This is a genomic window from Bradyrhizobium sp. 956_D2_N1_4 (assembly GCF_052076025.1).
GTDB classification, from domain to species: Bacteria; Pseudomonadota; Alphaproteobacteria; order Rhizobiales; family Xanthobacteraceae; genus Bradyrhizobium; species Bradyrhizobium barranii.
This window is the reverse complement of record NZ_CP197237.1, coordinates 2,772,336-2,791,855: the sequence shown is the minus strand read 5'-3', so window position 1 is coordinate 2,791,855 and position 19,520 is coordinate 2,772,336. Positions and strand designations below refer to the sequence as shown.

The 19,520-nt window shown below is 64.8% G+C and carries 20 protein-coding genes and 1 pseudogene; 8 read left to right on the top strand and 13 right to left on the bottom strand.

Annotated elements, in window-relative coordinates:
• Positions 1–143: 143 nt before the first annotated feature.
• Positions 144–3,500: an autotransporter outer membrane beta-barrel domain-containing protein gene (locus tag AB7535_RS12735; RefSeq protein ID WP_439036391.1), complete on the bottom strand. Its 3,357-nt coding sequence runs from the start codon at positions 3,498–3,500 to the stop codon at positions 144–146.
• A 663-nt stretch (positions 3,501–4,163) separates the two neighbouring features.
• On the opposite strand from AB7535_RS12735, the gene AB7535_RS12730 reads away from it, so the two are divergent.
• On the top strand, positions 4,164–4,622 hold the full coding sequence (locus AB7535_RS12730; protein ID WP_439036390.1) for a hypothetical protein: 459 nt from the start codon (positions 4,164–4,166) through the stop codon (positions 4,620–4,622).
• A gap of 1 nt (position 4,623) precedes the next feature.
• On the opposite strand, the gene AB7535_RS12725 is transcribed toward AB7535_RS12730, so the two are convergent.
• From AB7535_RS12725 to AB7535_RS12710, 4 genes and pseudogenes are all read right to left on the bottom strand, one after another.
• Positions 4,624–5,445 (bottom strand): tetratricopeptide repeat protein, encoded by an 822-nt coding sequence (locus AB7535_RS12725; protein ID WP_354179704.1) that lies wholly within the window; start codon positions 5,443–5,445, stop codon positions 4,624–4,626.
• A gap of 32 nt (positions 5,446–5,477) precedes the next feature.
• Positions 5,478–6,161, bottom strand: coding sequence for a substrate-binding domain-containing protein (locus tag AB7535_RS12720; RefSeq protein WP_439036389.1), 684 nt, complete (start codon positions 6,159–6,161; stop codon positions 5,478–5,480).
• A gap of 18 nt (positions 6,162–6,179) precedes the next feature.
• Positions 6,180–6,880: pseudogene (locus tag AB7535_RS12715) on the bottom strand (GrlR family regulatory protein).
• 197 nt (positions 6,881–7,077) lie between these two features.
• Positions 7,078–8,112, bottom strand: a complete 1,035-nt coding sequence (locus AB7535_RS12710; protein ID WP_038943077.1) for a glutamine synthetase beta-grasp domain-containing protein — start codon at positions 8,110–8,112, stop codon at positions 7,078–7,080.
• A gap of 535 nt (positions 8,113–8,647) precedes the next feature.
• On the opposite strand from AB7535_RS12710, the gene AB7535_RS12705 reads away from it, so the two are divergent.
• Entirely contained in the window at positions 8,648–8,851 is a 204-nt protein-coding gene (locus AB7535_RS12705) for a DUF2735 domain-containing protein (protein WP_028147811.1), read from the top strand.
• 111 nt (positions 8,852–8,962) lie between these two features.
• On the opposite strand, the gene AB7535_RS12700 is transcribed toward AB7535_RS12705, so the two are convergent.
• Complete coding sequence (locus tag AB7535_RS12700) at positions 8,963–9,289, bottom strand: MliC family protein (protein WP_166105761.1); 327 nt, start codon at positions 9,287–9,289, stop codon at positions 8,963–8,965.
• A 69-nt stretch (positions 9,290–9,358) separates the two neighbouring features.
• Between AB7535_RS12700 and AB7535_RS12695 the strand changes: the two genes are divergently transcribed.
• Together AB7535_RS12695 and AB7535_RS12690 are read left to right on the top strand one after the other, a co-directional pair.
• On the top strand, positions 9,359–10,102 hold the full coding sequence (locus tag AB7535_RS12695) for a tyrosine-protein phosphatase (protein WP_439036388.1): 744 nt from the start codon (positions 9,359–9,361) through the stop codon (positions 10,100–10,102).
• Positions 10,103–10,125: 23 nt separating this feature from the next.
• On the top strand, positions 10,126–10,806 hold the full coding sequence (locus AB7535_RS12690) for an SDR family oxidoreductase (RefSeq protein WP_166096238.1): 681 nt from the start codon (positions 10,126–10,128) through the stop codon (positions 10,804–10,806).
• Here the strand turns inward: AB7535_RS12690 and AB7535_RS12685 are convergent.
• Positions 10,803–11,150, bottom strand: coding sequence for a GrlR family regulatory protein (locus tag AB7535_RS12685; protein ID WP_354131230.1), 348 nt, complete (start codon positions 11,148–11,150; stop codon positions 10,803–10,805). The two genes, AB7535_RS12690 and AB7535_RS12685, sit on opposite strands and share 4 nt — an antisense overlap.
• A 143-nt stretch (positions 11,151–11,293) precedes the next feature.
• Between AB7535_RS12685 and AB7535_RS12680 the strand changes: the two genes are divergently transcribed.
• The 3 genes from AB7535_RS12680 to AB7535_RS12670 all read left to right on the top strand — a co-directional run bounded on the left by AB7535_RS12680 (position 11,294) and on the right by AB7535_RS12670 (position 12,696).
• On the top strand, positions 11,294–11,980 hold the full coding sequence (locus AB7535_RS12680; RefSeq protein ID WP_135216872.1) for a DUF2161 domain-containing phosphodiesterase: 687 nt from the start codon (positions 11,294–11,296) through the stop codon (positions 11,978–11,980).
• 25 nt (positions 11,981–12,005) lie between these two features.
• The gene (locus AB7535_RS12675; RefSeq protein ID WP_135216871.1) at positions 12,006–12,305 is read left to right on the top strand and encodes a putative quinol monooxygenase; all 300 of its coding nucleotides are present in this window, start codon (positions 12,006–12,008) and stop codon (positions 12,303–12,305) included.
• An 85-nt stretch (positions 12,306–12,390) separates the two neighbouring features.
• Positions 12,391–12,696 (top strand): hypothetical protein, encoded by a 306-nt coding sequence (locus tag AB7535_RS12670; RefSeq protein ID WP_135216870.1) that lies wholly within the window; start codon positions 12,391–12,393, stop codon positions 12,694–12,696.
• Positions 12,697–12,774: 78 nt separating this feature from the next.
• On the opposite strand, the gene AB7535_RS12665 is transcribed toward AB7535_RS12670, so the two are convergent.
• A complete protein-coding gene (locus AB7535_RS12665) occupies positions 12,775–13,386 on the bottom strand; it encodes a GNAT family N-acetyltransferase (RefSeq protein ID WP_028147806.1) in 612 nt (203 codons plus the stop codon).
• A gap of 162 nt (positions 13,387–13,548) precedes the next feature.
• On the bottom strand, positions 13,549–13,950 hold the full coding sequence (locus AB7535_RS12660) for a PaaI family thioesterase (RefSeq protein WP_028157491.1): 402 nt from the start codon (positions 13,948–13,950) through the stop codon (positions 13,549–13,551).
• Between the two features lie 119 nt (positions 13,951–14,069).
• Here AB7535_RS12660 and AB7535_RS12655 point away from each other — a divergent pair, with 119 nt between their 5' ends.
• On the top strand, positions 14,070–14,858 hold the full coding sequence (locus tag AB7535_RS12655; protein ID WP_439036387.1) for a cobalamin-binding protein: 789 nt from the start codon (positions 14,070–14,072) through the stop codon (positions 14,856–14,858).
• A 99-nt stretch (positions 14,859–14,957) separates the two neighbouring features.
• On the opposite strand, the gene kynU is transcribed toward AB7535_RS12655, so the two are convergent.
• From kynU to AB7535_RS12635, 4 genes are all read right to left on the bottom strand, one after another.
• Positions 14,958–16,160: a kynureninase gene (kynU, locus tag AB7535_RS12650; protein WP_439036386.1), complete on the bottom strand. Its 1,203-nt coding sequence runs from the start codon at positions 16,158–16,160 to the stop codon at positions 14,958–14,960.
• Positions 16,161–16,167: 7 nt separating this feature from the next.
• Positions 16,168–17,007 carry a tryptophan 2,3-dioxygenase gene (gene kynA, locus AB7535_RS12645; RefSeq protein ID WP_014495717.1) on the bottom strand — a complete coding sequence of 280 codons (840 nt, stop codon included), beginning with the start codon at positions 17,005–17,007 and terminating at the stop codon, positions 16,168–16,170.
• 34 nt (positions 17,008–17,041) lie between these two features.
• Positions 17,042–17,851 carry an alpha/beta hydrolase gene (locus AB7535_RS12640; protein WP_439036385.1) on the bottom strand — a complete coding sequence of 270 codons (810 nt, stop codon included), beginning with the start codon at positions 17,849–17,851 and terminating at the stop codon, positions 17,042–17,044.
• A gap of 370 nt (positions 17,852–18,221) precedes the next feature.
• Positions 18,222–19,499, bottom strand: coding sequence for an ArgE/DapE family deacylase (locus AB7535_RS12635; protein ID WP_439036384.1), 1,278 nt, complete (start codon positions 19,497–19,499; stop codon positions 18,222–18,224).
• Between the last annotated feature and the right edge of the window lie 21 nt (positions 19,500–19,520).

Below are 19,520 nucleotides of genomic sequence, written 5' to 3'. Positions count from 1 at the left end.
CATCGCGGTGTCCGACCAATATCGGTCATCCGACAAAGCGCGCCGCCCTATTTGGCCGACTGCGTGATTAATATCACAGGAGGAACGCGGATATCGACATCACCAGTTGGCATTGGAGAGGCGTCGTTCGGGAAGTCGCCACCTCACCACGCATACCGCACGACGCCCTTGCCGGCGTAGCTCCTGGTGAGCTGAGAGAACTCGCCTTCGAAAGTGCCGGCGGCGGACCAGCCGTTCAGCCATTTCTTTTCGGCAGAAGCGGTGACGAGCGCGGAGTCGCTGGCTTGCGCGGCGCCGCCAACGACAAAGGATGCGCCCGGCAGCGTCTGGAACGTCGCGCCGATATTGCGGTCGGGATTGAAATCATGCGCCCATGCCAGGCGCCCTCGCAGCGTGAAGATTCCGTCCGCCATCGCATATGATTTGTCGCTGCGAAGGCCGAGCTCGCTGCGCGTATCAGTGACACTCTTCGAGGCGTAGGCGAGCGCAAAGGTGTTGACGCCGGTTACCGCCTGCTCGGCATAGGCCGGCAGGTCGAAGGTGGTGAACTGTCCTGCCGCGTAGGGCGTGATGCCGATGCCGCCCATCCACGGGCTGACAAAGCGATAGCCGCCTTCGACGCGACCCGAGAAGGCATTGGCGTTGAACTGCGCGCGCAACTGGTCGATGCCGGCCACCGTCACGGTGCGGTTGGTGGTGATGTCCTGCCAGCCATAGGCCAGCGCGCCGGAGAGATACGCCGCACCCGCATTGTGCCGGACGAAGGCGCCGGCCTGGAACAGGTCAGATCGGCCAGAGCCGCCATTGACGACGCTGAAGTTCGTACCACCGCCGGCGAGCGCAAAGCCCGCCAGCGTATTCGGCGAGATACGGTAATCGGCGCCGACCGCGATGCCTGCGATGCGGCTGGTCGTGTTGTTGGAGCCGAGTGTCGTGTTGCCGTCCGTGGTCTGCGAGCCGCCATAGCCTGCCGCCCACACGCTCCAGCGCTGCGCGAACGGATCGGCCATGACGGGCGCCTTGGTGAACATCGCATTGGCGTCCCGCGCCGCACCGGAACGCGGTCTGTCCGGCGAGGCGTAGGCCGACGCGCCCGCGGATGATCCCGCTGAAACGCCATCGCCGCGACCGTCGATGAAGGGATCGGTCAGCACCCCCATGAACTGGTTCATTGCGTTGAAGGTCGTCTGCTGCGAGCCGGTCGCGGTCTCGCCGGAGGTTTGCGACAGCGCGGCTGAAAGATTGCTGCCGGTGAGACCAAACAGCGCGACAAAGCCCGGCGGCAGCGCGCCGCCATTGTTGAAGAAGTTGTTGAGCGTGGATGTGACGGTCTGCCCATTGCCCGGCAGCGAGGTGCCGGCGCCGAGCGAGGCCGTGAGGTTCAGCAACACATCGGACAGCGTGTAGCTCAGGCCGACAGTGAAACCGGGCAGGCTGCTGCTCACGCCGCTGAAGGTGGTGCCGCCGAGGCCGCCGGCCGCCGACAGGATGGTGTAGCTCTTGCGGACATAGGTTCCGGGCAGGAAGCTCGTCTGCACGGTGCCGCCGGTCAGGCTCGCGATGCCCGTGACATTGGCGCGGTCGGCGGCCGATGGCGAGACCTCGACGCGGTAGATGCTGCCGGCGCCGAACGCCAGATCGCCGCCGACCGTCAGCGTGCCGATCGAATTGCCGGGCGCGAGCACGCCGCCGGCGTTGACGGTGGTATTGCCGACGGTGCCGTTGCCGCCGAGCGTGCCACCGGCATTGACCGTCACCGCCGAATTGGCGATGGAGCCGTTGACCGCCAGCGTGCCGCCATTGACCGTGGTCGGCCCGCTATAGGTGTTGGTCGCGGTCAGGATGGTGGTGCCGTTCTCCACCGTCACCGACCCCGCGCCAGAAATGACCGGGGCGAATGTGTAGTTCGAGGCGGTGTGGTTGAAGACGATGCTGCCGGTGCCTGCCCCGAACACGACCGAGGGCGTGGTCAGCGTGCCCGGCGCGGCCGCGGCCTGACCGGAGGCGGCGCCGATATTGAGCGTGCCGGTCGAGCCGAGGTTAAGGGCGATTTGCATGGCCGAAGCCGCCGAGACGGCGCCGCCATTGGCGATCGTCAGCGTGCCGGTGCCGGAATAGCCAACAAAGAGCGAGCCGGAATTGGTCCAGGACGAGCCGGCGCCATCAACCGTCACGGTGCCGGTCGAATAGTAGCCGAGGAAGCCGTAGTTGTTGCTCACCGTGCCGCCGTTCTGGATCGTCAGCGTGCCGGCGCCGGAATAGCCAACAAAGAGCGAGCCGGAATTGGTCCAGGCCGAGCCGACGCCATCAACCGTCGCTGCGCCGGTCGAGCCGGCATTGAAGCCGAGAACGCCGGTGACGTTGCTCACCTTGCCGCCGTTCCGGATCGCCAGCGTGCCGGTGCCGGACCCGCCGACCACGAGGCCGGAATTGGTCCAGGAGGAGCCGGCACCGTCAACCGTCACGGTTCCGGTCGAGCCGACATTGTTGCCGAGATAGCCGGTGTTGCTGCTCACCGTGCCGCCGTTCCGGATCGTCAGCGTGCCGGTGCCGGAATTGCCGACAGAAAGATCGCCGGAATTGGTCCAGGACGAGCCGACGCCATCGACCGTCACGGTGCCGGTCGAGCCGGTATTGATGCCGAGACCGCCGGTGACGTTGCTCACCTTGCCGCCGTTCCGGATCGTCAGCGTGCCGGCGCCGACATAGCCGACCTCGAGGTCGCTGGAATTGGTCCAGGACGAGCCGGCGCCATCCACCGTTACGGTACCGGTCGAACCGAAATTTTGGCCGAGAACGCCGGAGGCGCTGCTCACCGTGCCGCCGTTCCGGATCGTCAGCGTGCCGGTGCCGGAATTGCCGACAGCGAGGTTGGTGGAATTGGTCCAGGCCGAGCCAGCGCCATCGACCGTCACGGTACCGGTCGAGCCGACATTGGACCCGATCAAGCCGATGTTGGTGTTGCTTACCGTGCCGCCGTTCTGGATCGTCAGCGTGCCGGTGCCGTAATAGCCGACAGCGAACAAGTTGGAGGCGGTCCAGGCCGAGCCGGCGCCATCAATCGTCGCGGTGCCGGTCGAGCCGGCATTGAAGCCGACATAGCCGTTGAAGTCGCTCAAGTTGCCGCCGCTCTGGATTGTCAGCGTGCCGGTGCCGGAAATGCCGACAAAGACAGTGTTCGCTTGCGCGCCGGCCGCTCCGACCACTGTGGCATTGGGCGCGACCGTGTCGATATTCGCGTCGACCGCGCTGGTTGGAACGCCGGCCGACCAGTTGGTGGCGGTGAACCAGTCGGTTGAGGTGCCGCCGGTCCAGTCGATGGCGCGCGATGGCGTCGATGTTGCCAGGACCAGTCCGAGCGCCACCATGGAGCTGGTGCCCAGCAGGCGGCGGGACAACGCGGCCAAGGTCAGCGCCGCAAAGCGGCTAATCGATCGCTTGCGCGCAACAACGGCCGCGCCGGTTTCCAGCGCGCCTTCAGACGCTTCAAAATAAGACAAACAAATCTCCCCGCAGCCCAAATAGCGACGTTTGAAATTCCGTTGCGCCTTTGTGGCGCCGGTCGCGCATGGACCCGTTAAGCGGGGCTCTGCGGTATCAGGTCTAGCGGGGGAACATCGCGGAGTCCGACGAATATCGGTCATCCGACAAAGCGCGCGCCATATTTGGCCGATTGCGTCATTAATATCACAGGAGGAACGCGGACAGGAATATGACCGTCACCAGTTGCCTAAGAGGCGAGGTCCGTTGCGGGTCATTCGCGACCGGGTCGAACAAGTTAGCGGCGCCTCGCAGGGCCAATGCGGCTTGATGGTATCACCGCGGACATGATTCAAGCTCCGAAACTGGAGCCTCGAATCATGCACTACGAACTCAGACGCACCGAGGTCATCCGGCTTTTCAGCGCAGGGCCGGGAGCGGAGCCCACTCGCCGCATGATGCCATCATGCCCCTGTTTTGCCCGACGGGTCAATTGATTTTCGTAAAATACGAACTTAGTGATTTCGACGACTTGGCTACTGTGCATGGGGTTGTTTTTGACTTTTTTGTTTCGTGCGATCCCGGGCGGCCCTCCTCATGTTGTGATTCAACGGCCCGTGCCGGAGCTGGTTCATCCTTGAGGCCCCTTCGAACCCGCCGGAGTGAGCGCACGACAAAGCGGCATGAACCAGACAGAGCCTTCAGCCGAAGCGCAGATCGCAGCGATCATCGCCAGCGCTGCAAAGCAGCCGCTGCTCGATGCGGCCTTCGAGCTGTGGTGCCGGCGCTACCGGCTCGACACGCTCGACGGACGCCCGAGCGACGAAGAGGTTCGCGTCAATCGCACGCTCACGCCGGAGCAGTTCCGCGCGAAGTACCGCTACGACCGCGACCACGCCCATGAAGGGCCGATGTTCGGTTATGTGAAGCGCGCCCATCCACGCGCCGATGACGCAGCAATCCGGCAGGCCATCATCACCGCCGTGAAGTTCGAAGATGCCACCTTCGAGCACTTCAACTGGAATGGCGATTTCTGGGAGTGCGTCGTGCGCGCCGTCGCGCGCGCGGCCGCTCAATATCCGGACTTTCTCGATACGACTTATCGCGACGCCCGCAACAACGTCGCCTACTACTACAAGTGAGCTAGAAGCACAGCGTGGTGACGAGCTTGCCCTGCTTGTCCTTGATCGCATAGGGGCAGCGCAGCCGCTCCAGCGCCTTCTTGGCGTCCTCGTCGCCGAGCGCGGCGGCACGTTCGTAGTAGGTCTTTGCGGCGTCCTTGTCCTTGGCACCGCCGCGGCCTTCCTGCGCGAAGGCGCCCATCCGCTCCAGCGCGCCGGGATGGTTTTGCGCCGCCGCCTTCTCGAACATCGCGCGCGCCGCGACGTCGTCCCGCTCGCCGCCGTTGCCGTTGGACAGCATCAGGCCAAGCTGGTACTGCGCCTCCGCATTGGTCTCGGCCGCCCTGCCGAGCAGCGCGCGCGCCTGTGCGGGGTCGGCCGGCGCAGCACCGCCGGCGCCGCCGAGCGCAGCAAGATTGCTGACACCGCGAGGATTGCCGGCCTGCGCCGCGCGCTCGAACAGCTTGCGCGCTTGTGCTTCGTCCTTCGCGACACCGGAGCCGGTGCCGTAGGCGACGCCGAGTTCGACCATCGCCGCGCTCGATCCCTTGTCGGCCGCCTTGCGCCAGGCGGCGATCGCCTCCGCCGTCTGCCGGTTGGCGGCATAGGCACGACCAAGCGCGAACATCGCGCGCCGCGACGACGGTGCGGCCTGCTTGCAGAATTTGACGGCGGTCGCAATGTCGGATGCAGCAAGCTCCGTCACGCCCTTCACATCCGCCGGCTTGTCGGGATCGCTGGGATCGGCGGCCAGCCGGTCGCACAGGACGAGATCGGCCGATTGGGCATGCGCCGATAACGGCGCGGCAAGCGAGAGGAGAATGGCAAGGAGACAAGTCCGCATGGGCACCACGTTGCGTCTCTGCTCCGGCAAATTCAAGGCTCGAGTCCCGATTGGCGCAGCACCGGGACGACCTCCGGCGATGCCAGATAGCGCAGCAGCCGATCGGCCGCTTCGGCATGTCTGGCGTTGGCCATGCGGCCGGCGGAAAACACGGCCGGTGTCTGCAAATCGTGCGGGATCGGGCCGACGACCTCGATGCCCTCGACCTGCTTCAGCTCGCTGATCTGCTGCACGGCGAGGTCGGCCTCGCCGCTGACGAGCCGCTCCGCCGTAAAGCCCTGCTCGACGATGGTGGCCTTGGCGTTGATCTCGGCTGCGATGCCCCATCGCTGGATCAATTGGGCGAAATAGACACCGCTCGCGCCCAGCCGCGAATAGGCGACGGATCGCGCCGCGAGCAGCGTCTTGCGCAATGCAGCTTCGCTGGAGATGTCGGGATGCGCCTGCCCTGCCCGCACGGCCACGCCGACGAAGGAGCGCGCCAGATCGGCTGCGCTACCTGCGGCCACGCGGCCATCGCCGATCATCTCGTCGAGCCCCTCACGGGTCAGGATGACGAGATCGGCGGGCTCGCCGTCGCGCAGACGTTTCAGCAGTGCCAGGGTTGGCGCGAAGTCGGCATCGACATGGATGCCGTGAGCGGCCTCGAAGGCGGAGGACAGGCTGCGCATCGCGCCCATCAGGCCGAGCGTCGAGAGCATGCGAATGTTTTCCATGGGCTATTCCTGTCGCGATCAGGCGCGGTGCATCAGCTTGAGCGCGGCGGTCAGGCGCAGGCTGCGCTTGCCGGCGAGCGCCGTTGCCTCCAGCACTGCCTGCTCCGCGTCATAGGTGCCGGAGAAACCGATGCCGACCTCATGGCCGCCGAAGATCGGATCGTCCTTGGCCGGCGTGTGCTCCTGGTTGAGGATCTGACCCTTCCAGCGCCCCTTGGCCGCGGTGTAGCTGCCGAGATAGTAGAACGAGGCATCGCCGCCGAGGATGCGGCCTGGTTGAGCAACATCACGCCGGTCAGGCCGCCATCGACGCCGTCGAGCATGCGAAGGTGGATCGAATAGAGCCCGTCGGCGATGCCGGCCTCCCCGACGCCGCCCGCGATCGGCACCTCGTCTTCGGTGATCGGCGTCATCACCGACTGGAAGGGCACGCCGGGCAGCTCTTTCAGCTCGCCCTTGAAGCGATAGAGATCGCCGTCGGCCCAGCCTTTCGCAAGCAAGGTCGCATCGTCGGTGCCGGCCATGGCGCGGTAGTTCGGGTCCGGGTTGTGGCGGACCGTCTTGATGACGATGTCGACGCCGGCTTCGGTCCTCTCATAGGTGCCGATATGAGCGAAGGCCGAATTGCCGCTGAGCATCTTGCCATTGCCGACATGCATCACGCTCCGGCCGACCGCGTCGCCGAGCTGAAATCGCACCTTGTAGAAGCCTTCAAACACCAGCCGTGTCCCCGGCCCCGCGCATCCCGGGGCATTCTATCCCGGTTTCGCCGGCGATGGACAGACTTCAAGCCGGCATGGCCGGCAGACCCACAACAACGGCTGTCATCGGAATGCAAAAATCCGCCGGAGCCTTTTCGGCTCCGGCGGATTGAAGACCAACCCGGGCCAGCCCCCCGGCCCGGGCCGGGAGGATCTTAGGCCGCGGCCTTCTTGTCGGCCGGCACGGACGCGATCGTCTTCAGGATCTGCGAAGCGATCTGGTATGGGTCGCCCTGCGAGTTCGGACGGCGGTCTTCCAGATAGCCCTTGTAGCCGTTGTTGACGAAGGAGTGCGGAACGCGGATCGACGCGCCGCGATCGGCAACGCCGTAGCTGAACTTGTTCCACGGCGCGGTCTCGTGCTTGCCGGTCAGACGCTTGTCGTTGTCCGGGCCGTAGACGGCGATGTGGTCCATCAGGTTCTTGTCGAAGGCCGCCATCAGCGCCTCGAAGTACTCCTTGCCGCCGACCGTACGCATGTACTCGGTGGAGAAGTTGGCGTGCATGCCCGAGCCGTTCCAGTCGGTGTCGCCGAGCGGCTTGCAGTGGAACTCGATGTCGATGCCGTACTTTTCGGTCAGGCGCAGCATCAGGTAGCGGGCCATCCACATTTCGTCAGCGGCCTTCTTGGAGCCCTTGCCGAAGATCTGGAATTCCCACTGGCCCTTCGCGACTTCCGCGTTGATGCCTTCATGGTTGATGCCGGCAGCCAGGCAGAGGTCGAGATGCTCTTCGACGATCTTGCGGGCGACGTCGCCGACGTTCGAGAAGCCGACGCCGGTGTAGTACGGGCCCTGCGGCGCCGGATAGCCGGAGGCCGGGAAGCCGAGCGGACGGCCGTCCTTGTAGAAGAAGTATTCCTGCTCGAAGCCGAACCATGCGCCGGCGTCATCGAGGATGGTGGCGCGCTTGTTGGAGGCGTGCGGGGTCTTGCCATCGGGCATCATGACTTCGCACATCACGAGCACGCCGTTGGTGCGCGCGGCGTCCGGGAACACGGCGACCGGCTTCAGCACGCAATCGGAGCTGTGGCCTTCGGCCTGCTGCGTGGAGGAGCCATCGAAGCCCCAGAGCGGAAGCTGCTCGAGCGTCGGGAACGACGCGAATTCCTTGATCTGTGTTTTGCCGCGCAAGTTCGGAGTCGGCGTATATCCGTCGAGCCAAATGTACTCGAGCTTATACTTGGTCATTGAGCCTCTCTGTAGATGATGCGAAAGGTGGGGTTGAGAGCCCCCGCACGTTTGTACCCGGCCATCATCGGCCGACCCTCTACAAGCATTTTGCGTGCCAAAAGGCCGCAGCGCGGGAGGTTTTCCACCGCGGCCGGGATCGGCCCCCGACGGCAAACCGTCCCCGGCGGCGTGCGTCATAGCCGCGCACCTTCGCGTGAAGCTGCACTGCAAAAATCCCGCGGAAAACGCCTGATTCTGGAGCAGACGCACCGTTGCCGGAGGTTGCCGATGAAACGCGCATCAACGTCCAGCAACTTTCGCAAAGTCCTGCGCCTCTGCCTAGCAACCTTTGGAATGGCCCAGGCGTTAGCCACCGACACGGTGCCTTAGGGGGTGCAGAGGGTCACCTGCCTACAGATTGGGCAGCAACTGATTTCCTTTTCAGCACTTTCCAATTCGGGATGCGCGGCCGATATGGGGAATCCAGTAACCACAATCGAACGAGTCGGGCGCACCATGGAGGCCAAGGCGCTTCGACCCAGGAGCAATCGCAATGATGAATAATGGTCTGAATCACGGATCTGCAACGATCTACCAATTCCCTGTCGGGGGCCGCGCGGCTCTCGCCGGACGCCGCTATGGCGACACCCGTCTTCCCGCCGATCATGCTTCGCTTCCTGCGAACGTCTCGATCTGCAGCGACAGCTGGTACCACCAGGATGCGGTCGACGAAGCAAAGCCCAAATGGGAACGCTAATGTTTGTGTTTGGTATGATACCGCCGCGCGCGCGCAAGCGTCCGACGGAAGTTTGAAAAAGGGTCGAAACAACGAGGTTTCGGCCCTTTTTGATTCCTGCTGGACTTCCGGTTAGAGCGCGGGCTTTTCGATCACCGTGCAGGAAGTGACCGGCCGCTTCAGATGCTGGACCGTGGTCGCTCCGGTCTTGCCGATCCTCAGTGTGATCCCTGCCCCCGAATAGCGGGTGCCAGAAAGCGCCAGCCGCTTCTTCAGCGTGACAGGTTCGCCGTCGATCTGGAGGAAGGCGCGTTTGTCATCGTCATAAAATCCCACGATGAACTGCGTACCATCGGCGCAGCGATAGGTCCGGAACGTCTGCGCGTCCGCCTGTCCCGCACCGATAATTCCGCCCGACAGCATGGTGATCGCCAAAACAATGGCCTTGTGCCGGCTCATGATTGCCCCCTTGAATGCACTCAAGGACGCCGTAGTGCGTCCAGTGGAAACATAACCCAAGCTGATCTCATGCCAGATTCCCCTGCCCGCCACCTCGCCCTGCAAGGCGCCAGCAATTTTCGCGACCTCGGCGGCTATCCGACTTCGGATGGCCGCACCACGCGCTGGCGCCACATCTTCCGCTCCAACCATCTCGGCCAGCTCACGCCCGCCGACGTCGAGATCGTCTGTGCGCTGGGCGTGCGCAGCGCCTTCGATTTTCGCGGCGTCGAGGAGCGCGCGGCCGGCGTCTGCGTCGTGAACGAGATCACCGTGCATTCGCTGCCGATCGAGCCGACGGTCGTCGCCGCGCTGCGCGCCGAGCTTGCTGAGGGCAGGCTCACCGCGCCGGTCGCGCTCGAGCTCATGCGGGAGTCCTACCGCAACTATGTCCGCCACAACACGCACAGTTTTCGCGCGCTGTTCGGCCATCTCCTGGAAGACCGCGCGCCGCTGGTGATCCACTGCACCGCCGGCAAGGACCGCACCGGCTTTGCAAGCGCGCTGATCCTGCATGCGCTCGGCGTGACCGACGAGGTCATTGCCGAGGACTACCTGTTGACCAACCAGCACTACAAGCGGGACGCATCGAACGCTTCCGATCTTCCCGCCGACGTCCTCGATGCGATCGGCAGCGTCGAAGCCTCATATCTTGGTGCTGCCTTCGAGGCCGTCTCCAACGAATATGGCGATCTCGAAACCTACTTGCGCGACGGCCTCAAGCTCGGCACACCGGAGCAAACGGCGCTGAAGGCGCGCTATCTGCAATCGTAAGCGGCCGTGCCGGGAGAACGACGATGCAAGGCAAGGTTCTGATCGTGACGGGCGCGCTCGGCGCACTTGGCAAGGTTGTCGCCGAGACAGCGTTGGCGCGCGGCGCGCGTGTGGCCGGCATCGATCACGCACCCTCGCAGATGTCGGCAACGCCCGAGCGCATCGAGATCGGCGGCGTCGATCTGTCCGACCCAGCGCAAGCGAAGACGGCGGTCGAGGCGGCGGCAAAGCAGTTCGGCAGGCTGGATGCGCTGATCAACATCGCCGGCGGCTTCGCGTTCGAGACCGTGGGCGACGGCGACATCAAGACGTGGCAGCGCATGCATGCGCTCAACGTGCTGACGGCCCTCAACACCTCGCACGCGGCGCTGCCGCATCTCGCCGCATCCGGGGCCGGCCGCATCGTCAATATCGGCGCCATGGGCGCGCTTCAGGCAGGTTCCGGCATGGGCCCCTATGCGGCGTCGAAAGCCGGCGTGCATCGCCTCACCGAGGCGCTTGCCAACGAGTGGAAGGGCAAGGTGACCGTGAATGCGGTGCTGCCGTCGATCATCGACACCAAGGCCAACCGCGCCGACATGCCGAAAGCGGATTTCTCCAAATGGGTGACACCGCAGGAACTCGCCGAGGTGATCCTCTTCCTCGCCAGCGAGGCCGCGAGCGGCGTCACCGGCGCGCTGATCCCGGTGAGCGGCCGCGTCTAGTCCGGCACTAATAGCCGCAGATTGCCTTTGAAGCGGATGCTCTGCTTGCCGGCGAGCGCAATGCCTTCGCCATAGGCGGTCTCGTCGGCGTAGGTGCCGCTGAATCCGATGGTCACGACCTTGCGGCCCCACACCGGGCGCTCGTCGAACGAAGGCGAATGCTCCTCGTTGGTCAGCTCGCCCTTCCACTTGCCGTCGGCCGAGGTGTAGGTGCCGTAAGCGAAAAAGAATGAATCGCCACCTCGCATGGTGCCGTCGCGCAGGACCATGACGCCCTGGTTGCCGCCCTGGACGGCATCCAGCATCTCGATGCGAATGTGATAGAGGCCATTCCTGATCGTCATCTTCGTAAAGCGCCCGACTGTCCCGGTCGCAGGATAACCGCACCATCGGTTCCCGATCAAATGGCGCAGAGCCACAACTGCGTTCCGGGCTAGACTGGCCGCGACTGATTCTCGGATCGGAACGCAAGACCCGGACGCTTTCCTTGGAAACCGCGCTTTATCTACCCGTCAAACGCTTCCTCGAAGAGCTCGGCTTCACGGTCAAGGGCGAGATCGGCGGCTGCGACCTCGTCGGTCTCAGCGCCGGTGATCCGCCTGTGGTGGTGATCGGCGAGCTCAAGCTCGCCTTCAATCTCGAGCTGATCCTCCAGGCGGTCGATCGTGCATCGGCAGCCGACGAGGTCTGGATCGCCGCAAAAATGTCGATCCGCGGCAAGGGGCGCGAGAGCGATGCGCGTTATCGCAATCTCTGCCGCCGCCTCGGCTTCGGTATGCTTGGGGTGACTGACCGCGGCCAGGTCGAGGTGCTGGTGAAGCCGCCGACGGCAGCGCCGCGCCGCGAGCCGAAGGTCCGTTCGCGCTTGGTCGCCGAACATCAGCGCCGCCAGGGCGATCCCGTGCTCGGTGGCAGCACCCGCGCGCCGATCATGACGGCCTATCGCCAGCAGGCGCTGGCCTGCGCCTCGGCGCTCGCGGGAGGTCCGCGGCGCGTGAGCGAACTGCGCGAACGCTGTCCCGATGCCGGCAAGATCTTGCTTAGCAATGTGTATGGCTGGTTCGAACGCGTTGAGCGGGGAATCTACGGGCTGACCGAGGCCGGACACGCGGCGCTGACACGCTGGCCGCAGGCACCGATGAAAGAGACGCCCCGCGAGGCATCGCCGCCCTAGCGGAAATCACGTCGGGAGACATCGCATGATCGTTGTGACTGGCAGCGTAACGGTCCGCACCGAAACGTTCGACGAGGCGCGCCGCCTGAGCCTCGAGCATGTTCATCGGTCGCGACAGGAACCCGGCTGCATCTCACATGCAGTGCATGTCGACTGCGAGAACCCGCTCAGGCTGGTGTTCTTCGAGCAATGGGCCGACCGCACCGCGCTCGCCGCCCACTTTGCGGTACCTGCATCCGGCGAGTTCGTGCGCACCTTGCGCTCGCTGGCCACGGGGCCGACCACGCTCGACCTCTATGAGGCCGACAGGCTCGAAAAGCTGTGAGCGCATAGCTGTGATGCCACACCAAATTCATATTGCAATGCAACATCTCCGGCACTAGGTATCCCGGCATCAAACCGAGGCCGTTATGAGCGCAGACTGGAACACCAAATATGGCACGCGGCGCGTGCGCCACGATCCGCCGACCCTGGACGAGGCGATCTTCGCCGCCGTCGGCATCACCGACGATCACGAGCAGCAGGCGGAGATCGCGGCAGCGCTGATGGGGATGCCGCTCGAAATCGTGCAGGCCGAGGTGAAGAAGCAGGCCCGCACCAACGGCCGCATCACCGCCACGCGCGTGATCGCAGGCGAACAGGGTGCGCAGCGCTCGGTGGTGGTCGAACGCCGTGTCGTCCGCCGCTTCGGCAACGACAAGCGCACCGGTACCTGAGCGCTCAATTCCCCATCTCAAATACGAAAGCGGACCGGTTTTGCCGGTCCGCTTTTTGATTCCAGTCCGCTTTTAGATTTAGGCGGCGCGATTGCCGTACATGCTGGAGATGATCTTCCAGCAGGTCGAGTTGAAGCTGAGAAGAGCGCGGCCGGCCGTGAAGGGCGAGGCCGCGAGTTCAGCGAGCTCGGCCTCGGGCGTCTTGGCGAGATCGATCGTGCCGGTCGATTCGCCATGACGGAATTGCAGATTCGCCCCGAACTTCCTGGCGAGCGCCCGCATGGCGTGATTCTCGGCGCCGGTCGTGATGCGCAGGCGCTTGTAGCCTTTCCAGCGCGCTTCCGCGATCAGCCGGCTGAACAAGATGGTGCCGACATTCTGGCGCCGTGCCGAGGCTTCCACGCTGAAGGCGACCTCCGGCAACGAATCGTCCTCCGGCGGATGCAGCTCGGCCGCACCGCGGACCACGCCGTCGACGATGTAGGCGACAATCACGGTGCCGTCCTCGGCGCAGCGGGCGGCGTAACGCTCGATGAAGCTGTCGTCGAGAAAGCCGTTGAAACGGTCGTGCCGGCTTGCGGAATCAAGCCTCAGGAGGTGATCGCGCAGAAGCGGCAATTCTTCCTGCTGGCTCAAGGTCCGCACATAGCCCGGAACGGGCGTCGTGCGGGTCGTGTCTTCAAGTACCACGTCAAGTACCACGTCAAAACTCCTCTTGGTGTCCCTCGAGGAGGCGTTCGAATCCCTAGGCCCCCAATATTGTGCGTCGCAGCATATTTTTCAAGACGGGAACCTGCCCAAGTTTCAGGCATCGAAAGCGACCAATTCGTTAATAAAATCAAGCCCCCGTAGTCATACGAGGACCAGCTGGGTCTGGGTCACCACGGCAACCAGCTTGCCGTCCTCGGTCTCCAGCCGGGTGCTCCAGACCTGGGTCCGCCGTCCCCGATGGACCGGTGTAGCCGTGGCGATAACAGTGGTTCCCTCCTTCGCCCCGCCGATGAAGTTGGTCTTGCTCTCGAGCGTCGTGGTGCCCTTGGCATCCTCCGGGAGATTGATCACGGTCGCGGCGGCACCGACGGAATCGGCGAGCGCCATCACCGCCCCGCCGTGGATGGTGTGGTGGAGTGTGCAGAGGTCGGGCCTGACCGTCATCCGCGCCACCACGCGGTCCTTCTCGGCCTCGACGAATTCGACGCCCTTGAGCTCGGCAAACGGCATCTTCATCGCTTTAAGTTTCTCGAGCGGCGTCATCGGATCTCCTCCCAATTCTTTGTTGTTTCAGCGTGAATTGCTTCGGGCGGCAAAGCAATGACGTCCGAGGTAATGGCCCTGCTGACATCGGCGGCGGCATTTGCGCATATGCTCTTCCCATGCGCCACTTCCCGCCCCGCCGCATCGTCTGCCTGACCGAAGAGACGGTCGAAACGCTGTACCTGCTCGGCGAGCAGGACCGCATCGTCGGTGTCTCCGGTTACGCCGTCCGCCCGCCCCAGGTGCGGCGGGAGAAGCCGCGGGTGTCGGCCTTCGTCTCCGCAGACATCCCGAAGATCCTCGCGCTGGAACCGGAGCTGGTGTTGGCCTTCTCCGACCTCCAGGCCGGCATCGTCGCCGACCTCGTGCGCGCGGGCGTCGACGTCCATGTTTTCAACCAGCGCGACATCGCCGGAATCCTGGCGATGGTCCGCACACTCGGCGCGCTGGTCGGCGCAGCTCAGCCCGCCGAGGTACTCGCTCACGGGCTTGAACGGCGCCTCGCAGAGATAGCGGCAACACCTCGCCCATCGGCGCGGCCAAAGGTCTATTTCGAGGAATGGGACGATCCGTTGATCTCCGGCATCGGCTGGGTGTCCGAGTTGATCGAGATCGCCGGCGGTCAGGATGTGTTTCAGGAATTGCGACATCGGCAGGCGGCAAAGGATCGCATCGTCTCGGCGGAGGCGGTGCGCGAGGCAGCGCCCGACGTGATCCTTGCCTCCTGGTGCGGCAAGAAGGTCGTCCCTGCCCGCATCCGCGCGCGCGATTGCTGGAACGAGATCCCCGCCGTGCGCGACGACCGCATCGTCGAGATCAAGTCGCCGATCATCTTGCAGCCGGGGCCGGCGGCGCTGACGGATGGGCTCGATGCGATCGTGACGGCGTTGTGGGGTAGACTCAAATAGCTTGATCGCGGCTCTCGTGTCCCGGGCGCGCTGCAACGCGTCAGCGTTGCTGCGCAGAGCCAAGAGGCGCTGCGCCGCGTCCGGGGCACGAGACCTTCTTCAGGTCACCGCGTTCACGACCTGATATTCCGGCCGACGCCAGACCTCGCCTGCAATCACCTCCTCGATGATCTCGGCTGCTCGCATGATCTCGCTGTCCCCAATGTAGAGCGGTGTAATCCCGAACCTCATAATGTCGGGCGCGCGGAAATCGCCGATGAGGCCACGGGCGATCAGGGCCTGCATGGCGGCGTAGCCGCCGTCGAAGGCGAAGGAGACTTGTGAGCCGCGGTGCTCGTGCGCGCGCGGGGTGACGAGCTTGAGCTCGGGGCAGCGGCGTTCGACCTCGGCGATCAGGAGATCGCCGAGCGCCAGTGAACGCGCACGGACCTCACGAATGTCGACCCTGTCCCAGATGTCGAGCGAGGCCTCCAGCGCCGCCATTGCAAGCACCGGCGGGGTGCCGACGCGCATGCGCTCGACGCCGCCGGCCGCCGCGTAGGCAAGCTCGAACGCAAACGGCTTGGCGTGGCCCATCCACCCCGACAGCGCGGCGCGCACGCCGTCGGCGTGGCGCGGCGCGACGTAGAGGAAGGCCGGCGCCCCGGGTCCGGCGTTGATGTATTTGTAGGTGCAGCCGGCGGCGAAATCGGCGCCGCAGCCAGCGAGATCGACCGGCAGCGCGCCGGCCGAATGCGCGAGGTCCCAGACTGTGACGATGCCGAGCGCATGCGCCTTCGCCGTCAGCGTCGCCATGTCGTGGCGCCGTCCGGTGCGATAGTCGACCTCGGTGATGTAGAGGACCGCAATCTCCTCCGACAACGCGGCCTCGATCTCCTCCGGCGCCACCAGGCGCAACTGATGGCCGCGGCCGAGCGTCGCGATCAGGCCCTCGGCCATGTAGAGATCGGTCGGAAAGTTTCCGGTGTCCGATAGCACCACCTTGCGCGATGCGTTCATGTCGAGCGCGGCCGCGAGGGCCTGGTAGACCTTGAGCGACAGCGTGTCTCCGACCATCACGGAGCCGGCTTCCGCACCGACCAATCGCGCGATGCGATCGCCGACATGGCGCGGCTGGGCATACCAGCCCGCACTATTCCAGGCGCGGATCAGCTCGTTGCCCCACTCGGCCGTGATGACGTTGCCGACGCGCTCGGCGACGCCCAGCGGCAACGCGCCGAGCGAATTGCCGTCGAGATAGATCACGTCCTCAGGCAAATGGAACAAGGCCCTGGTGTCGTCATAGACGCGAAGCTTGGTCATGGGATCTCTACAGAATCGTGCGGACGCGCCACAGCTCGGGGAACAGCTCGACCTCCAGCATGCGCTTGAGATAGCTGACGCCGCCGGTGCCGCCGGTGCCGCGCTTGAAGCCGATGACGCGCTCGACCGTCGTGACATGGTTGAAGCGCCAGCGCCGGAAGTAGTCCTCGAAGTCGACCAGCTTCTCGGCAAGCTCGTAGAGCATCCAATGCGTCTCCGGCGCTTCGTAGACGATCCGCCAGGCCTGGAGCACGCCCTCGTTGAAGCTGTGGGTCTCGCGAACGTCGCGCGCCAGCACGGACGCGGGCATCTTGAGCCCGTTGCGGTCGGCGAGCCGCAGCACCTCGTCGTACAGGCTCGGCGTGGCAAGCTCGCCTTCGAGCAGCCTGGTCGTTTCCACATCATGCGCGTGCGGCTTGAGCATGGCGTGGTTGCGGTTGCCGACCAGAAATTCGATCAGCCGGTACTGACGCGACTGGAAGCCCGAGGACTGGCCAAGCTGCGAGCGGAAACGCGTATACTCGCTGGGCGTCATGGTGCGCAGCACGTCCCAGGCACCGTTGAGCTGCTCGAAGATGCGCGACATCCGCGCCAGCATCTTCATCGCGGGCTGCACCTCGTCCCTGGCGATGGCGCGGCGCGCGGCGCTGAGCTCGTGGATAGCCAGCCGCATCCACAGCTCCGTGGTCTGATGCTGGATGATGAACAGCATCTCGTCATGGGCTTCCGAGAGCGGATGCTGCGCGCCGAGGATCGCATCCAGCGCCAGATAGTCGCCGTAGGACATGCGCCGGGCGAAATCGGTCTCGGCGCCTTCGCTCGTGGGATCGTAATCGCTGGACGTCATGGCAGGCCCTTTCGATCGATCAATCCTCGCCGCGTCAGTCGAGGCCGATCAGGCGCGCGGTGATCGGGGACGACGGATCCTTCAGTCCGTCGACCACCGTAAAATGGTTGAGCCCGGGATCGACGACGAGGCGCGTCGGCACGTCGAAGCCGGTCCAGACATTGGCGATCAGATCGGACTGACGCATGAATTCGGGCCGTTCGCCGCCGCCGACCCACGCCGTGACCGGCGAATGTCCCCGCGGCAGGTGCAGCGCCGCGCTTTCAAGCGTCGCCTCCTCCATGGTCATGCGCAGCGTCTCGTTCATCTTCGTCTTCAGCAGCGGTCGCAGATCATGCAGCCCGCTGATCGAGAGCGTGCCGGCGATGCGGTTGTAGACGGCAGGCTCGAGCCGGCTGTCGTTGCACAGCATGCGCGTGACGAGATGGCCGCCCGCGGAATGGCCGGCGAGCCGGATCGGGCCGGAGACGAGCGAAGCCGCCTTGGCGACCGCGGCGGTGATCTCTGCGGTGATGTCGGAGATGCGCGCGGCCGGCGTCAGCGTGTAGCTCGGCAGCGCCACCGTCCAGCCGTGATGCCGCGCGCCTTCGGCAAGATCGGTCCAGGTCGACTTGTCGAAGCGCATCCAGTAGCCGCCGTGGACGAAGACGACGAGGCCCTTGCTGTCGCCGTCAGGCAGGATCAGGTCGAGACGCTGGCGTTCGCCCGGGCCGTAGGCGACGTCCGCGCGGAAGTCTTTCAGGCCGGCGCGGTAAGCCGCCGCCCGCTCCGCCCATTGGGCCGGCATCTTGTCCGAGCCCGGGATATGGGCCGAATTGGCATAAGCATCATCCCAATCTCGCATCGTGACACCCAAGGATTCGGCCGTCGAACTGGGGCCAGTCTGCCACCAGTAAGGACGGCGTCCTAGTCTTTCTTTTAAGCTTAAAGTATTTGATCGCGCCCGTGTTTCGGGCAGCGGTCGCCTCAGCCGAGATGCCGTAGGGTGGGCCAAGCGACTTGTCCGCCGTAGCTCGAAGAGCGAAGGCGGAAGCGTGCCCACCACTTCGTTCGGGGTAGAAGAGAGATGGTGGGCACGGCGCAAGGGCGCCTTTGCCCACCCTACAGGACCGTCCGCCCGCGCTGCGAGCGCAGCGAAGCAATCCAGTCTGCTTCCGCAGCGACGGTCTGGATTGCTTCGTCGCAAGGGCTCCTCGCAATGACGGCGGAGAGACCTACGCCTTCTCCACCCCGCACCAATCCGCGATGAACAGGGCCATCGCCTTGGTCGACTTCTTCAGCGACTCCAGGTCGACGAATTCGTTGAAGCCGTGCATCTCGCCGCCGCTCGCGCCGAAGCAGAGGCTCGGGATACCGTGATTGAGACCGTAGAAGCGGGTGTCGGTGAGCGCGGTGAAGACGAGGTCTTGGATTTCGCCGCCATAGACGGTGTTGAAGGCCTTGCCGAACGCGGCCTCGGGCGCCGCGGAGTCGGTCAGTTCATATCCCTCCGACAGGAAGCCCGACCATTCGACCTCCGGCGGATTGTTGGCGAGGAAGCGGTGGTTGCGCGCGGCAGCCGCAACGCAGGCCATGATCTCCTTCTGGTGATCGGCGATCGACCAGCCCGGCAGGACCGCGATACGGCAATCGACGTCGCACCAGGCCGGCACGCTGGAGGCCCAGTCGCCGCCCTTGATGATGCCGGGGTTGAAGTTGATGGGATGGTTCAGCGTCTTGAAGTGCCGATCGGCTTTCGCGCGCTCGTTCCACTCGACCTCGAGTTTTTGCAGCGCCTGGATCAAATGATAGGCCGCCATGATTGCGTTGGCGCCGGAGCCGGCGAAGGCAACGTGGGTCGGATGGCCCTTCACGCGCAGGCGAAACCAGATCACGCCGACCTGCGAGCGCACCATCTTGCCGCCGGTCGGCTCCGGGATGAAGCATGCGTCGGCACGATAGCCGCGCTGCAATGTCGAGAGCGCGCCGACGCCGGTGCTCTCCTCCTCGATCACGGACTGGAAGTGGATCCGCGCCGTCGGCTTGAAACCCGCCGCCTTGATCGCGTCCAGCGCGTAGAGCGCGCCGATCGTGCCCGACTTCATGTCGCAGGCGCCGCGGCCGAACATCTTCCCGTCCTTGATGACGGGCGAGAATGGCGGCGTGTCCCACAGTTCCAGCGGCCCCGCGGGCACCACGTCGCAGTGCCCCTGGAGGATCAGCGATTTGCCGCGATTCGTTTGCGGGCGGTAGGTGCCCACCACCGTGCGCGCCTTGGAGAAATCGTGCTCGATCGGACCGAAACCGCGCAGATCCTTGAGGTCATCGACATCGATGTGCCAGTCGTCGACCTCGTAGCCGCGTTCGCGCAGGAGGTCGCCGATCATGTCCTGGCACGGCCCCTCGGCCCCGCGGGTCGAAGGGATCGCAACGAAATCGCTTGTGGTCGCAAGCTGGGCTTCGAAGCCGACATCGACGGCGTCAAGAATCCTCTGCTGCGTTTCGGCATTCATCGGGCAACTCCAGGCATCCAA

Coding starts and splice junctions, on each gene's coding strand:
- AB7535_RS12730 (WP_439036390.1), top strand. CDS start 4,164: ATGAACCAGACAGAGCCTTCAGCCGAAGCGCAGATCGCAGCGATCATC.
- AB7535_RS12725 (WP_354179704.1), bottom strand. CDS start 5,445: ATGCGGACTTGTCTCCTTGCCATTCTCCTCTCGCTTGCCGCGCCGTTA.
- AB7535_RS12720 (WP_439036389.1), bottom strand. CDS start 6,161: ATGGAAAACATTCGCATGCTCTCGACGCTCGGCCTGATGGGCGCGATG.
- AB7535_RS12710 (WP_038943077.1), bottom strand. CDS start 8,112: ATGACCAAGTATAAGCTCGAGTACATTTGGCTCGACGGATATACGCCG.
- AB7535_RS12705 (WP_028147811.1), top strand. CDS start 8,648: ATGATGAATAATGGTCTGAATCACGGATCTGCAACGATCTACCAATTC.
- AB7535_RS12700 (WP_166105761.1), bottom strand. CDS start 9,289: ATGAGCCGGCACAAGGCCATTGTTTTGGCGATCACCATGCTGTCGGGC.
- AB7535_RS12695 (WP_439036388.1), top strand. CDS start 9,359: ATGCCAGATTCCCCTGCCCGCCACCTCGCCCTGCAAGGCGCCAGCAAT.
- AB7535_RS12690 (WP_166096238.1), top strand. CDS start 10,126: ATGCAAGGCAAGGTTCTGATCGTGACGGGCGCGCTCGGCGCACTTGGC.
- AB7535_RS12685 (WP_354131230.1), bottom strand. CDS start 11,150: ATGACGATCAGGAATGGCCTCTATCACATTCGCATCGAGATGCTGGAT.
- AB7535_RS12675 (WP_135216871.1), top strand. CDS start 12,006: ATGATCGTTGTGACTGGCAGCGTAACGGTCCGCACCGAAACGTTCGAC.
- AB7535_RS12670 (WP_135216870.1), top strand. CDS start 12,391: ATGAGCGCAGACTGGAACACCAAATATGGCACGCGGCGCGTGCGCCAC.
- AB7535_RS12660 (WP_028157491.1), bottom strand. CDS start 13,950: ATGACGCCGCTCGAGAAACTTAAAGCGATGAAGATGCCGTTTGCCGAG.
- AB7535_RS12655 (WP_439036387.1), top strand. CDS start 14,070: ATGCGCCACTTCCCGCCCCGCCGCATCGTCTGCCTGACCGAAGAGACG.
- kynU (WP_439036386.1), bottom strand. CDS start 16,160: ATGACCAAGCTTCGCGTCTATGACGACACCAGGGCCTTGTTCCATTTG.
- kynA (WP_014495717.1), bottom strand. CDS start 17,007: ATGACGTCCAGCGATTACGATCCCACGAGCGAAGGCGCCGAGACCGAT.
- AB7535_RS12640 (WP_439036385.1), bottom strand. CDS start 17,851: ATGCGAGATTGGGATGATGCTTATGCCAATTCGGCCCATATCCCGGGC.
- AB7535_RS12635 (WP_439036384.1), bottom strand. CDS start 19,499: ATGAATGCCGAAACGCAGCAGAGGATTCTTGACGCCGTCGATGTCGGC.